Genomic DNA, 12,292 nt, shown 5'->3' with positions numbered 1-12,292 from the left:
CCGACCCGCGCGGTCGGGTGACCCTCAGCCGACGGGCGCGGAGGCCGCTGCCGAACGGCGACGCTCGCGTCGCGCCTCGAGGGCGTCGGCACCGCGCCAGCACAGCGGGATGAGCACCGCCGCGAGGCCGGCCTTGATGATGCCGCCCGGGATGAACGGGAGCAGTCCGAGCCCGAACGCCGCGGCGAGCGCGCTGTCATAGCCCTCGGCGCGCCAGACCTCGGGCCCGAGCCGCGTGAGCGAGGCGTAGAGCCACGGCACGCCGATCGCGAAGGTGACGACCGTGCCGCCGAGGAACGTGAGCATCGCCGTGACGCGGCGTCGATCCCAGGCCTGCTCCGAGAGCCAGCCGACGAACGCGGCCGACACGACATAGCTGACGATGAAGCCACCGGTCGTGCCGAGCAGCACGTGCACGCCGCTGCTCAGGCCGCTGAAGACGGGGAGGCCGGCGGCTCCGGCGGCCGCGTAGACGATCATCGACAGCGCGCCGCGGGCGGCGCCGAGGGTCGCTCCGACCAGCAGCACGGCGAGCGTCTGGCCGGTGATCGGCACGATGGGCAGCTCGATCGAGACCTGCGCGAGCACGGCTGTGAACAGGACGCCTCCGGCGACCAGGCCGATGTCGCCGAGAAGCGATCGCCCGATCAGCCGGTCGGCGAGCACGAGCCGGCGCGAGACGGCGAAGCTCATGCTCGGCGCTCCGGGCGATACGGGGCCGTGGCGGCCTCGGCGGCAGGATCGACGGCGGCGTCCGTGTCGGCGGCGAGTCCGTCGAGCACGAGCTCGAGTCCGGTCCGCACGGTGTCGACGTCGGCGGCCGGGCCGGTGGGGTCGAGCGCCGCCGTACGCGTCGTGACGCCGAGGCTGTCGGCCTGGATGCGCTGCTGCACGAGCGTCGCATCGCCGAGCACGAGGTGCAGTAGCGCGGTCGCGGCGCGGCGGGCGGTGGTCGCGTCGTGGCCGCGTCCGAGCGCGGCGGAGATGCGCTGCAGCGCGTCGTCGCCGCCGAGACCGAGGGCCCGCGTGCTGAGCACGACCTCGGCTCCGTCGCGGTAGGTGAGCAGCGCATCCCGGACCGCGAGCACCTCGTGGCGGGTCGCATCGCGCCAGTCGAGGCCGGGACCAGGCGCGGGGCGGGCGGCGGCGAGGATGCGGTCGGCGACGGCCGCCAGCAGCGTCTGCTTGTTCTCGACGTGCCAGTAGAGCGCGCTGGGCTGCACATCGAGGGCGCCGGCGAGGCGGCGCATCGTGAGCTCGGGGAGTCCGTGCTCGTCGAGCAGGCGCAGGGCCGCGTCGATCACGGAGTCCCGGTCGTGACGGGCGTGCGCGCGGTCGGAGGCCATGACGCCACTATAGTGAACGGCGTTCAGGTGAACGGTGTTCAGGAGAGCGCCGTTCCGGAGTCCGGCGGTGATCCGCTCGCGTCGCGCTCCACCGCCGTCCGACCCGAGGAGCCGACATGGCCCGCACCGCCTCCCGCTTCGACACCCGCGACCTCGCGCGCATCGCCGTCTTCGCCGCGATCATCGCGGTGCTCGGGCTGCCCGGCCCGATCCCGGTTCCCGGCCTCGTGCCGATCACGGCGCAGACCCTCGGGGTCGTGCTGGCGGGCACCGTGCTCGGCCCGCTGCGCGGACTCGCGGCCGTCGCCGTGTTCGAGCTGCTCGTGCTCGTCGGGCTCCCGCTGCTCTCCGGCGGGCACGGTGGACCGGCCGTGTTCGTCGGCGTGACCGCGGGCTACCTGCTCGGCTGGCTGCCGGGCGCCTTCGTGACCGGCCTCGTGGCGCACAGCGGCCGCGGTGCGCTCGCCGGGTGGCGCGTGGCGCTCGGCGCGGTCATCGGCGGCATCGTCGTGATCTACACCTGCGGCATCCCCGTGCAGTCGCTCGTGACGGGTCTGCCGCTCGGCGCGACGATCATCTCGAGTCTCGCCTTCATCCCGGGCGATCTGATCAAGGTCGTGGTGGCGACGCTGCTGACGCTCGCGCTCTGGCGCGCCTACCCGCCGGCGTTCGGCCGCCGCGCCGAGCGTCGGGGCGTCCGCTCTGCTGCGCCGACGTCGGTCGAGGAGACCGCGGCGCGATGACGCCCGCGCAGCCCGCCGAACCGCATCCCGGTCGACCGCCCGGCGCCGTCATCGAGCTGTCGGGAGTCGACGTCGAACTCGGCGGCACGCCGGTGCTGTCGGGCGTGGATGCGCGGCTCGATCAGCGCCGCGTGGCCGTCATCGGCGCGAACGGCTCGGGCAAGTCGACCTTCACCCGGCTGCTCGGCGGGCTCGTGCCGCCGACGCGCGGTACGGTGCGCGTGCACGGGATCGATGTGGAGCGCGGGCGGAAGGCTCTGCGCGCCGCGGTCGGCGTCGTCTTCACGAACCCGGATGCGCAGATCCTGATGCCCACCGTGGCCGACGACGTCGCGTTCTCGCTGCGGGGGAGCGGGCTCGACCGCGCCGCGGTCGTCGAGCGCGTCGCGGGCACGCTGGCCCGCTTCGGGATGTCCGAGCTGGCCGACGCGCCCGCGCACCAGCTCTCGGGCGGGCAGAAGCAGCTGCTCGCCCTGGCGGCCGTGCTGATCCGCGAGCCGGCGCTCGTGATCGCCGACGAGCCGACCACGCTGCTCGACCTCGGCAACGCACGTCGCATCGGCGGGATCCTCATCGACGACCTGGATGCGCAGCTCGTCGTGGTCACGCACGACCTCGAGCTGGCGGCGCGCTGCGACGTGGCCCTGCGCTTCGCCGAGGGGCGTCTGGTGGATGCGGGGGAGCCCGCCGCGCTGATCGCCGACTACCGGGCGCTGCACGCGTGATCGCGGTCTACCTGCCCGGCGACAGCCTCGTGCACCGCGCCCCCGCGGGCGTGAAGCTGCTGCTGCTGGCCGTGCTCGGGCTGGCGCTCTCGCTGCTGCCGCGCGAGCCGGCGCTCCTCGGGCTGGTGCTCGCGGGTGCCGGGCTCGTGCTCGTGGTCCTGCTCTACGCCCTCGCTGGGCTCGCCGCACGGCCGCTGCTGCGCCAGCTCTGGTCGACGCGCTGGATCGTCGTGCTCATGGTCGTGACCCAGCTGATCTTCCTGGGTCCCGCCGAAGCCGCGAACAACACCGTGCGCGTCGTCGCGATCGTCGTGCTCGCCGGGCTCCTGAGCCTCACGACCCGCACAGCCGAGCTGCTGACGACGCTCGAGCGGCTGCTGGCGCCGCTGGCCCGAGTCGGCGTCGATCCGCGCCGCGTCAGCCTGACGTTGTCGCTGGCGATCACGATGATCCCCGTGATCGCCGAGCTGGCGCGGCAGGTGCGCGAGGCGCAGCAGGCCCGCGGGGTGCGCCTCGGCGTGCGTGCGGTCGTGCCGCTGCTCGTGCTCGCGCTGCGTCACGCCGACGACGTGGCCGACGCGCTGAGCGCCCGCGGCATCGACTGACGGCGAGTCCGGTCCGGAGCGCCTAGACTGGGCAGCTGGCCGTCCGGCCGCCGTCGCCGCCGACGCCCACCTCCTCCGCGGGCCTCCCGCAGATCGGATCATCATCGTGCTCGCCGTCCACGACCTCGAACTCCGCGTCGGGGCGCGTCTCCTCATGGAGAACGTGAACTTCCGCGTCGACGCCGGCGACAAGATCGGCCTCGTCGGCCGCAACGGCGCTGGCAAGACGACGATGACCAAGATCCTCGCCGGCGAGGGCCTGCCCACGGCCGGCCGCATCGATCGTACGGGCGAGATCGGCTACCTGCCGCAGGACCCGCGCTCCGGCGACCCGGAGTCGACCGCGCGCACGCGCATCCTCGACGCCCGCGGCCTCGGCCAGATCGCCCTCGAGCTGCGGGCCGCGACCGACGACATGGGCTCGCCCGACCCGAAGGTCAGCGAGGCTGCGATGGCCCGCTACGGCCGCCTCGAAGACCGCTTCCTCGCGCAGGGCGGTTACGCCGCCGAGGCCGAGGCCGCCGCGATCGCGTCGAACCTGGCGCTGCCCGACCGCATCCTCGACCAGCCGCTCAAGACCCTCTCGGGCGGTCAGCGTCGCCGCATCGAGCTCGCGCGCATCCTGTTCTCGGGCGCCGACACGATGCTGCTCGACGAGCCCACCAACCACCTCGACGCCGACAGCGTCGTGTGGCTGCGCGAGTTCCTCAAGGGCTACCCGGGCGGCGTCATCATGATCAGCCACGACGTCGAGCTGGTCGGCGAGACCGTCAACAAGGTCTTCTACCTGGATGCGAATCGCCAGGTCATCGATGTCTACAACATGGGCTGGAAGCACTACCTGCGCCAGCGCGAGGCCGACGAGGAGCGCCGCAAGAAGGAGCGCGTCAACGTCGAGAAGAAGGCCACGCAGCTGCAGCAGCAGGCCGCCCGCTTCGGCGCGAAGGCCTCGAAGGCCGCCGCCGCGCACCAGATGGTCGCCCGCGCCGAGAAGATGCTCTCGGGCCTCGACGAGGTGCGTCAGGTCGACCGCGTCGCGAAGCTGCGCTTCCCCGAGCCGGCCGCCTGCGGTCGCACGCCGCTGGCCGCATCCAATCTGTCGAAGAGCTACGGCTCGCTCGAGATCTTCACGGCCGTCGACCTGGCGATCGACCGCGGCTCGAAGGTCGTCGTGCTGGGCTTCAACGGCGCCGGAAAGACGACGCTGCTGCGCATGCTCGCCGGCGTGGATGCGCCCGACACGGGCCGCGTCGAGCCGGGTCACGGCCTGCGCATCGGCTACTACGCGCAGGAGCACGAGACGATCGACGTCAAGCGCACCGTGCTCGAGAACATGAAGACCTCGTCACCCAACCTCAACGACACCGAGGCCCGCAAGGTGCTCGGCTCGTTCCTGTTCACGGGCGACGACGGGCACAAGCCCGCCGGGGTGCTCTCCGGCGGCGAGAAGACCCGTCTCGCGCTGGCGATGATCGTGGTCTCGGGCGCGAACGTGCTGCTGCTCGACGAGCCGACGAACAACCTCGATCCGGCGAGCCGCGAGGAGATCCTCTCGGCTCTGGCCGGCTACAGAGGCGCCGTCGTGCTCGTCTCGCACGACCCCGGCGCGGTCGAGGCGCTCAACCCCGAGCGGGTGCTGATCCTGCCCGACGGCGTCGAGGACCACTGGAACAAGGAGTACGCCGAGCTCGTCGAGCTGGCGTAGCCGGGGAACCGGACTCAGCCGACCCGATCGAGCTCGCGTCAGAGCGGGGCTCGGACTCAGCCGACCCGGTCGAGCAGCTCGTCCTCGATGTCCGCGTCTGTCTTGCGGCGCGGCCGCTTCGGCTCGGGTGCCGGCAGGCCGGCGCGCTCGGCGGCCTCCTCGCGGGCGATCCGCCGCTCGCGGCGCACGGCCCACACCAGGCCGACGAAGGCGAGGATGCCGAAGGCGATCCACTGCAGCGCATACGACAGGTGCGGACCCTCGTCGGGGTCGGGCTTGGTCGACAGCGTCGCGGTCGCGGCCGACGGGGTCTCGCTCGCGAGCAGCCCGTAGGCGCCCGTGTAGACCTGCTCGCCGGCGAGGTGCTCGGCGACGGTCGGCAGATGGATGCTCGCCAGCTGCCCCTTCGTCGAGGTGCTCGCCCCGATCGTCGGCTCGCTCGGCTTGAGGCGCGCGACCACCGTGACCTCGCCCTTCGGCGCGGCCGGGATGCTGTCGGGCAGGTCCTGCGTGTCGCCCACCGAGACCCAGCCCCGGTCGACGAGGAACACGCGTCCGTCGTCGAGCTGCAGCGGGACGAGCACCTCCCAACCCGGGTTGCCCTCGAGCGGGCGGTTGCGCACGAGCGTCTGGTCGGCGCGCAGGTAGCGCCCGGTCAGGGTCACGGGCGTCCACTCGTCGTCGAGCTTCCAGGAGTCGAGCTCGGGCAGCACCGTGTCGAGAGCGACCGGCTTCGCGTCGTAGTTGTCGACGACGCGCTGGATGGCGGCGACGGCCTCGGCGCGGCGCTCCCACTGCCAGTTCGAGAGCAGCGCGCAGGCGATCGCGAAGACGATCACGAGGGCGAGATAGCCGCCCCAGCGCTGCAGGAAACGGCCGATCGCGGCGATCACGAGCCGGCTCCCGCCGACGTCGCGGCGTCGGGCACCGCATCCACCGGCTCGTCGAGCGCGCTCACGAGAACGGGGAAGCCGCGGGTCGCGAGGTAGTCGCTCAGGCTCGAGCGGTGCTCGTCGCACGCGAGCCAGACCTTCACCCGGTCGGCGGTGTGGATGCGGGGATTGCGCCAGTTGACCCGCCAGCTCGCGGCGGCGCGGCATGCCGCGCTGGAGCAGGTCGGGCGGTCGGGGTCGCCGCCGAGCCCGAGCGAGCCGAGTCCGATCACGCCGCGTCGTCCCGTCGCGAGGAGCGCACGATCGCGCCGGGCCGCAGCACGCGCCGGCGCGGCGCGTGGCTGCCGCCCGCGTTGGCGACGACGACGGCGAAGTAGGGCAGGAAGACGGCGCCCGCGATCGGCAGCACGAGCCACCATCCCTTCACGACGACGCAGAGGATGATGCAGACGACGCGGATCGACATCGCCACGACGTACTTGATCATGCGCGAGCGCCGCTCCTGCTCGGGAGAGAGCGGCAGCTCGGTGACGGTGGCGTGCTCGGTGCGCATGGCCCCTCAAGAGTACGTCCGTCGCGGCGCGCGAACCGGCACGGATGCCGGGAGCCGTCCTGCGCGCGGATAGGCTCGTGAGTCATGACCTCTCGCACCGTGCTCATCACCGGCGGCAATCGCGGCATCGGCCGCGCGATCGCGGAGGAGTTCGTGGCCCAGGGCCACCGCGTCGCCGTCACCGCCCGTTCGGGCGAGGGCCCGGAGGGCACGCTGACGGTGCGTGCCGACGTGACCGACACGGCCGCGCTCGACACCGCGTTCACCGAGGTCGAGCAGCAGCTCGGCCCGATCGAGGTCGTCGTCGCCAACGCCGGCATCACCCGCGACACGCTGCTCATGCGCATGAGCGACGACGACTTCCACGACGTCGTCGACACGAACCTCGGCGGCGCCTTCCGCGTCGTCAAGCGGGCGTCGAAGGGGATGCTCAAGGCCCGGTTCGGCCGCATCGTGCTGATCTCGAGCGTCGTCGGGCTGTACGGCAGCGCCGGCCAGGTCAACTACTCCGCGTCGAAGGCCGGCCTGGTCGGCATGGCCCGCTCGCTCACCCGCGAGCTCGGCGCCCGCGGCATCACGGCCAACGTCGTCGCCCCCGGCTTCATCGAGACCGAGATGACGGCCTCGCTTCCCGAGGCGCAGCAGGCCGAGTACCTGAAGGCGATCCCCGCCGGGCGCTACGCCAGCGCGAACGAGGTCGCGCGCGTCGTGACCTGGCTCGCGGGCGACGACGCCGGCTACATCTCCGGCGCGGTCATCCCCGTCGACGGCGGTCTCGGGATGGGGCACTGAGCCGGCGGCAGCCGGGCGGCTCCGCGTCGCGCGAGCCGCAGCCCGAGCAGGCCTCCACCGGGCGGGTCGTCGCCCCGGCGATCGGCATCGGCCTGATCGGCGCCGGCATCCAGTGGCTCGTCTCGGCGCCGCTCGTCGCGACCGCGCTGCGCGGCACGGGCGACGGCGTGCTGCCGATCCCGCTCGCGATCGGCCTGCTGCTGACGGCGGGCATCCTGTTCGCGACCCTGCTGGTGGCGAGCACGGCTCTGAACCGCGGCGGGATGCGCGAGCCGGTGCGTCGCGCGGTGCTGATCCCGATCGGGGTCGTGTCCCTCGCCGTCGTCGTCGTGCTGGCGGTCGTCAGCTTCCTCTGACCCGCGGCTCGTGAGTACGCGGGGCTTCGTCAGCCGAGGGCCGGCGCACCGCCCGGCCGTGACTCAGCCGCGGGGAAGGCCGAGCAGCGGCAGCACGAGCGACAGGTCACGGCGGTCGAGCAGCACGGCCGCCTCGTCGCGCACCGGGGCCTTCGCGTCGAAGCCGATCGAGAGCCCGCAGATCGACATCATGTCGAGGTCGTTGGCGCCGTCGCCGATCGCGACGGTCTGGCTGAGCGGCACCCCGAGCGCGTCGGCCCACTCGCGCAGCGCGGTCGACTTCGCCGCCGCGTCGATGATCGGCCCGGTCAGCCCGCCGGTGAGGCGGCCGTCGACGACCTCGAGCCGGTTCGCTCGCCAGTGGTCGAGACCCAGCCGCTCGGCGACCGGGTCGACGACCTCGTGGAACCCGCCCGAGACGACCGCGACCCGCCCGCCCGCGGCCTGCACGCCGGCGACCAGCTCGGGCACACCCGGCGTCACGACGACCTTCTCGCCGACGCGGGCGAAGACGTCCGCGTCGAGGCCGGCCAGGGTGGCGGCGCGCTCGCGCAGGCTCTGCTCGAAGTCGAGCTCGCCGTTCATCGCGCGGAACGTGACGTCGCGCACGGCCTCGGCGGAGCCCGCCTCGTCGGCGAGCAGCTCGATCACCTCGTTCTCGATCAGCGTGGAGTCGACATCGAGCACGACGAGAAAGCGAGGCACGGCTCCCGAGCCTAGCGGCGCGGGGACGCGCATCACGACGCCGTCGAGGTCAGTCGCGGACGGGGTCAGTCGACCCGCTCGCCCTTGCCCACCACGGTGATGCCCGAGTCGGTCACGGTGAAGCCGCGCGCGCGGTCCGCGGCGTGGTCCACGCCCACCTGTGCGCCGGGCGACACCACGACCTCCTTGTCGAGGATGGCGCGCTGCACGACGGCGCCCGCGCCCACCGAGACCTGGTCGAACAGGATCGAGTCGACGACCTTGCCGCCCGAGTCGACCGTCGTCCAGGGTCCGATAACACTGCGCTCCACGTGCCCGCCCACGATCACGACGCCGAGCGAGACGATCGAGTCGATCATCGTGCCGATCGAGCCGACCTCGTCGCGCACGAACTTCGCCGGCGGCGAGTTGAGCTGCTGGCTGAAGATCGGCCAGTCGCGGTTGTAGAGGTTGAACACCGGCAGCGACGAGATGAGGTCCTGGTGGGCCTCGAAGAAGCTGTCGATCGTGCCGACGTCGCGCCAGTAGAACTTGTCGCGGTCGGTCGAGCCGGGCACCTCGTTGCGGTTGAGGTCGTAGACCGCTGCATCGCCGCGCGACACGAAGTCGGGCACGATGTCGCCGCCCATGTCGTGGTTCGAGTCGGGCTTCTCCCCGTCGCGGATGACGGCATCCATCAGCACGTCGGCGTCGAAGACGTAGTTGCCCATCGAGGCGAGCACCTCGCCGGGGGAGTCGGCGAGGCCGACCGGGTTCTTCGGCTTCTCGAGGAACTCGGCGATGCGCGTCGGGTCGTCGGCATCCGTCTGGATCACGCCGAACTGGTCGGCGAGCGCGATCGGCTGGCGGATCGCCGCGACCGTCGCGCCGGCGCCCGAGGCGATGTGCGCCTCGATCATCTGGCTGAAGTCCATGCGGTAGACGTGATCGGCGCCGACCACGACCACGATGTCGGGCTTCTCGTCGCGCAGCAGGTTGAGGCTCTGCAGGATCGCGTCGGCCGAGCCGCTGAACCAGCGCTTGCCCAGACGCTGCTGCGCCGGCACCGAGGCCACGTAGGCGCCGAGCATGCCCGAGAGGCGCCAGGTCTGCGAGACGTGGCGGTCGAGCGAGTGCGACTTGTACTGCGTCAGCACGACGACCTGGCGCAGGCCGGAGTTCACGAGGTTCGACAACGCGAAGTCGATCAGGCGGTAGCCGCCGGCGAACGGGACCGCGGGCTTCGCGCGGTCGGCCGTGAGGGGCATCAGTCTCTTCCCCTCGCCCCCTGCCAGAACGATTCCGAAGATCTTCCTCGATGCCATGGGGCCAACATACGGGGCGGGAGCGGCGCGCGACCAGCATGGATCGATCCGTACAGGCGCCGGTCAGTCTGCGCTACCGTCGGCTCCATGCGAGTCGACCTGCTGAGCCGTGAGTTCCCGCCGGAGGTCTACGGAGGTGCGGGCGTGCACGTCGCCGAGCTCGTGACCGCGCTCCGCGCCACGCAGGATGACCTCGACGTGCAGGTGCGCGCCTTCGGCATGCCGCGCGACGAGGACGGCGTGACGAGCTACCTCGTGCCCCCGACGCTGACCTCCGCCAACCCCGCGCTCGCGACCCTCGGCGTCGACCTCTCGATCGCGCAGGACACCGCCGGCGCCGACCTCGTGCACTCGCACACCTGGTACGCGAACGGCGCCGGACATTTCTCGAAGCTGCTGCACGGCATCCCGCATGTCGTGACCGCGCACAGCCTCGAGCCGCTGCGCCCCTGGAAGGCCGAGCAGCTCGGCGGGGGCTACCGCGTGTCGAGCTGGATCGAGAAGACCGCCTTCGAAGCGGCGGATGCGGTGATCGCGGTCTCGAACGGCATGGCCCTCGACATCGTGCGCAGCTACCCCGACCTCGACGAGACGCGCGTGCATGTCGTGCACAACGGAATCGACCTGAGCCGCTGGCAGCGCGTCGACGACGGCGAGGTGCTGCGCGAGCTCGGCATCGACCCCGATCGCCCGAGCGTCGTCTTCGTCGGCCGCATCACCCGGCAGAAGGGCCTGCCCTACCTGCTGCAGGCGGCGCGCAGCCTGCCCGCCGACGTGCAGCTCGTGCTCTGCGCCGGCGCGCCCGACACCCCCGAGATCCTGGCCGAGGTGCAGGCGGGCGTGAACCTGCTGCAGCAGGAGCGCACCGGCGTCGTGTGGATCGAGCGCATCCTGAGCCGCCACGAGCTCAGCGCCGTGCTCTCGCAGGCCACCACCTTCGTCTGCCCCTCGGTCTACGAGCCGCTCGGCATCGTCAACCTCGAGGCGATGGCCTGCGGCGCCGCCGTGGTCGGCACCGCCACCGGCGGCATCCCCGAGGTCGTCGACGACGGCGTGACCGGCCGCCTCGTGCCGATCGAGCAGGTCGACGACGGCACCGGCACGCCGATCGATCCGGAGACCTTCGTCGCCGATCTCGCGCGCACGCTCACCGAGGTCGTCTCCGACCCCGAGCAGGCCCGTCGCTACGGCGAGGCCGGCCGCGCCCGGGCCGAGGCGCAGTTCGCCTGGACGAGCATCGCCGAGGCGACCCGCGCCATCTACGACCGCGTGCTCGCCTGAGCACCCGGCGCCGCTCACACTGACGAGCCGCCGCCGGCTCGGGAGCCGCCCGGGCGACTCGACCTCGGGACACGCGCCCACGCACCCGGAACGCCCGGCTCGCGGCCACTAGGGTGGGGGATCATGGGCAGCGTTCTCCAGCTCACCGACGTGTCGGTCGTGCGTGACGGCAATCGCATCCTCGATCGTGTGTCGTGGGAGGTGCAGCCCACCGACCGCTGGGTCATCCTCGGCCCCAACGGCGCCGGCAAGACCACGCTCCTGCAGGTCGTCTCCGCGTCGATCCACCCCAGCGAGGGCGAGGCGGTGCTGCTCGGCGAGACGCTCGGCAAGATCGACGTCTTCGACCTGCGCCCGCGCATCGGCTTCGCCTCGAGCGCGCTGGCCCGCCGCATCCCGGCCGACGAGAGCGTGCTGGATGTCGTGCTCACCGCCGCCTACTCGGTCACCGGCCGCTGGAACGAGACCTACGAGGACGTCGACATCCGCCGGGCCCGCCGCGTGCTGGCCGAGTGGAAGCTCGACCACCTGGCCGAGCGCCGCTTCGGCAACCTCAGCGACGGCGAGCAGAAGCGCGTGCAGATCGCCCGCTCGGTCATGACCGACCCCGAGCTGCTGCTGCTGGACGAGCCGGCCGCCAGCCTCGACCTCGGCGCGCGCGAGGAGCTCGTGCAGCTGCTCGGCAACTACGCCCGCTCGACCGAGGCCCCGGCCATGGTCATGGTCACCCACCACGTCGAGGAGATCCCGCCGGGATTCACTCACGCCCTGCTCATCGCCGACGCGCGCGTGCGCGCCGCGGGAGCGATCGAGGACGTCATCACCGAGCCGCACCTGAGCGAGGCCTTCGGCCTTCCGCTGCAGGTCGAGCGCAGCGACGACGGCCGCTTCACCGCCCGCGCCGCCTGAGCGCCGGACGCACCGCCGGATACTGCATCCGCGCGGGGGAGCCGATCTGATAGCATCGCTCCTTGGTCCTCTCGGACCCGCAGACTTTCTCTCCATTCACGATCCGATCCACCGAGGTAGAGCCATGAAGACCGAAACCCACCCCGAGTACACCGCGATCGTCTTCCGCGACCTCGCGAGCGGTGAGACCTTCCTGACCCGCTCGACCGCGACCAGCGACAAGACGATCGAGCTCGACGGCGAGACCTACCCCGTCATCGACGTCGAGATCTCGTCGGCCTCGCACCCGTTCTACACGGGCAAGCAGCGCATCATGGACAGCGCCGGCCGCGTCGAGAAGTTCAACAAGCGCTTCGCCAACTTCGGCAAGTGAGC

Annotated in this window: 16 protein-coding genes; 9 read left to right on the top strand and 7 right to left on the bottom strand. The window is 72.2% G+C overall.

Annotated elements, in window-relative coordinates; all coding sequences use genetic code 11:
* Nucleotides 1–24: 24 nt before the first annotated feature.
* Together FJ658_RS12770 and FJ658_RS12765 are read right to left on the bottom strand one after the other, a co-directional pair.
* The gene (locus FJ658_RS12770; RefSeq protein WP_141145743.1) at nucleotides 25–693 is read right to left on the bottom strand and encodes a biotin transporter BioY; all 669 of its coding nucleotides are present in this window, start codon (nucleotides 691–693) and stop codon (nucleotides 25–27) included.
* Entirely contained in the window at nucleotides 690–1,346 is a 657-nt protein-coding gene (locus tag FJ658_RS12765; RefSeq protein ID WP_255447713.1) for a TetR family transcriptional regulator, read from the bottom strand. The genes FJ658_RS12770 and FJ658_RS12765 overlap by 4 nt, the downstream gene beginning before the upstream one ends.
* 116 nt (nucleotides 1,347–1,462) lie before the next feature.
* Here FJ658_RS12765 and FJ658_RS12760 point away from each other — a divergent pair, with 116 nt between their 5' ends.
* The 4 genes from FJ658_RS12760 to FJ658_RS12745 all read left to right on the top strand — a co-directional run bounded on the left by FJ658_RS12760 (nucleotide 1,463) and on the right by FJ658_RS12745 (nucleotide 5,124).
* Nucleotides 1,463–2,089: a biotin transporter BioY gene (locus FJ658_RS12760; protein WP_141145742.1), complete on the top strand. Its 627-nt coding sequence runs from the start codon at nucleotides 1,463–1,465 to the stop codon at nucleotides 2,087–2,089.
* Nucleotides 2,086–2,814: an energy-coupling factor ABC transporter ATP-binding protein gene (locus FJ658_RS12755; protein WP_141145741.1), complete on the top strand. Its 729-nt coding sequence runs from the start codon at nucleotides 2,086–2,088 to the stop codon at nucleotides 2,812–2,814. The genes FJ658_RS12760 and FJ658_RS12755 overlap by 4 nt, the downstream gene beginning before the upstream one ends.
* The gene (locus FJ658_RS12750; RefSeq protein ID WP_141145740.1) at nucleotides 2,811–3,419 is read left to right on the top strand and encodes an energy-coupling factor transporter transmembrane component T; all 609 of its coding nucleotides are present in this window, start codon (nucleotides 2,811–2,813) and stop codon (nucleotides 3,417–3,419) included. Before FJ658_RS12755 ends, FJ658_RS12750 begins: the two co-directional genes overlap by 4 nt.
* Nucleotides 3,420–3,525: 106 nt before the next feature.
* Nucleotides 3,526–5,124, top strand: coding sequence for an ABC-F family ATP-binding cassette domain-containing protein (locus FJ658_RS12745; protein WP_141145739.1), 1,599 nt, complete (start codon nucleotides 3,526–3,528; stop codon nucleotides 5,122–5,124).
* 56 nt (nucleotides 5,125–5,180) lie between these two features.
* Here the strand turns inward: FJ658_RS12745 and FJ658_RS12740 are convergent, their stop codons facing one another.
* From FJ658_RS12740 to FJ658_RS12730, 3 genes are read right to left on the bottom strand one after another with little or no spacing between them, the layout of a single operon-like run.
* Complete coding sequence (locus FJ658_RS12740; protein ID WP_255447711.1) at nucleotides 5,181–6,017, bottom strand: SURF1 family protein; 837 nt, start codon at nucleotides 6,015–6,017, stop codon at nucleotides 5,181–5,183.
* The gene (locus FJ658_RS12735; RefSeq protein ID WP_141145738.1) at nucleotides 6,014–6,289 is read right to left on the bottom strand and encodes a hypothetical protein; all 276 of its coding nucleotides are present in this window, start codon (nucleotides 6,287–6,289) and stop codon (nucleotides 6,014–6,016) included. Before FJ658_RS12735 ends, FJ658_RS12740 begins: the two co-directional genes overlap by 4 nt.
* Nucleotides 6,286–6,570, bottom strand: coding sequence for a DUF3099 domain-containing protein (locus FJ658_RS12730; protein WP_141145737.1), 285 nt, complete (start codon nucleotides 6,568–6,570; stop codon nucleotides 6,286–6,288). Before FJ658_RS12730 ends, FJ658_RS12735 begins: the two co-directional genes overlap by 4 nt.
* Nucleotides 6,571–6,654: 84 nt before the next feature.
* Between FJ658_RS12730 and fabG the strand changes: the two genes are divergently transcribed.
* Nucleotides 6,655–7,362 carry a 3-oxoacyl-ACP reductase FabG gene (fabG, locus tag FJ658_RS12725; protein WP_141145736.1) on the top strand — a complete coding sequence of 236 codons (708 nt, stop codon included), beginning with the start codon at nucleotides 6,655–6,657 and terminating at the stop codon, nucleotides 7,360–7,362.
* Nucleotides 7,363–7,529: 167 nt separating this feature from the next.
* The gene (locus FJ658_RS12720; protein ID WP_141145735.1) at nucleotides 7,530–7,718 is read left to right on the top strand and encodes a hypothetical protein; all 189 of its coding nucleotides are present in this window, start codon (nucleotides 7,530–7,532) and stop codon (nucleotides 7,716–7,718) included.
* A gap of 63 nt (nucleotides 7,719–7,781) precedes the next feature.
* Here FJ658_RS12720 and serB read toward each other — a convergent pair whose 3' ends face one another.
* Together serB and glgC are read right to left on the bottom strand one after the other, a co-directional pair.
* Nucleotides 7,782–8,456 carry a phosphoserine phosphatase SerB gene (serB, locus tag FJ658_RS12715; RefSeq protein WP_141145888.1) on the bottom strand — a complete coding sequence of 225 codons (675 nt, stop codon included), beginning with the start codon at nucleotides 8,454–8,456 and terminating at the stop codon, nucleotides 7,782–7,784.
* 32 nt (nucleotides 8,457–8,488) lie between these two features.
* The gene (gene glgC / locus FJ658_RS12710; RefSeq protein WP_141145734.1) at nucleotides 8,489–9,727 is read right to left on the bottom strand and encodes a glucose-1-phosphate adenylyltransferase; all 1,239 of its coding nucleotides are present in this window, start codon (nucleotides 9,725–9,727) and stop codon (nucleotides 8,489–8,491) included.
* A gap of 87 nt (nucleotides 9,728–9,814) precedes the next feature.
* Between glgC and glgA the strand changes: the two genes are divergently transcribed.
* The 3 genes from glgA (at nucleotide 9,815) to FJ658_RS12695 (ending at nucleotide 12,290) form a co-directional block, all read left to right on the top strand.
* Entirely contained in the window at nucleotides 9,815–11,008 is a 1,194-nt protein-coding gene (gene glgA, locus FJ658_RS12705) for a glycogen synthase (RefSeq protein ID WP_141145733.1), read from the top strand.
* 123 nt (nucleotides 11,009–11,131) lie between these two features.
* Nucleotides 11,132–11,917: an ABC transporter ATP-binding protein gene (locus FJ658_RS12700; protein WP_141145732.1), complete on the top strand. Its 786-nt coding sequence runs from the start codon at nucleotides 11,132–11,134 to the stop codon at nucleotides 11,915–11,917.
* Between the two features lie 124 nt (nucleotides 11,918–12,041).
* The gene (locus FJ658_RS12695) at nucleotides 12,042–12,290 is read left to right on the top strand and encodes a type B 50S ribosomal protein L31 (RefSeq protein WP_141145731.1); all 249 of its coding nucleotides are present in this window, start codon (nucleotides 12,042–12,044) and stop codon (nucleotides 12,288–12,290) included.
* Nucleotides 12,291–12,292 lie beyond the last annotated feature (2 nt).

The organism is Schumannella sp. 10F1B-5-1 (assembly GCF_006517535.1).
GTDB lineage: Bacteria > Actinomycetota > Actinomycetes > Actinomycetales > Microbacteriaceae > Schumannella.
The sequence above is the reverse complement of the archived record's forward strand: the minus strand, read 5'-3'. Positions and strand labels throughout refer to the sequence as shown.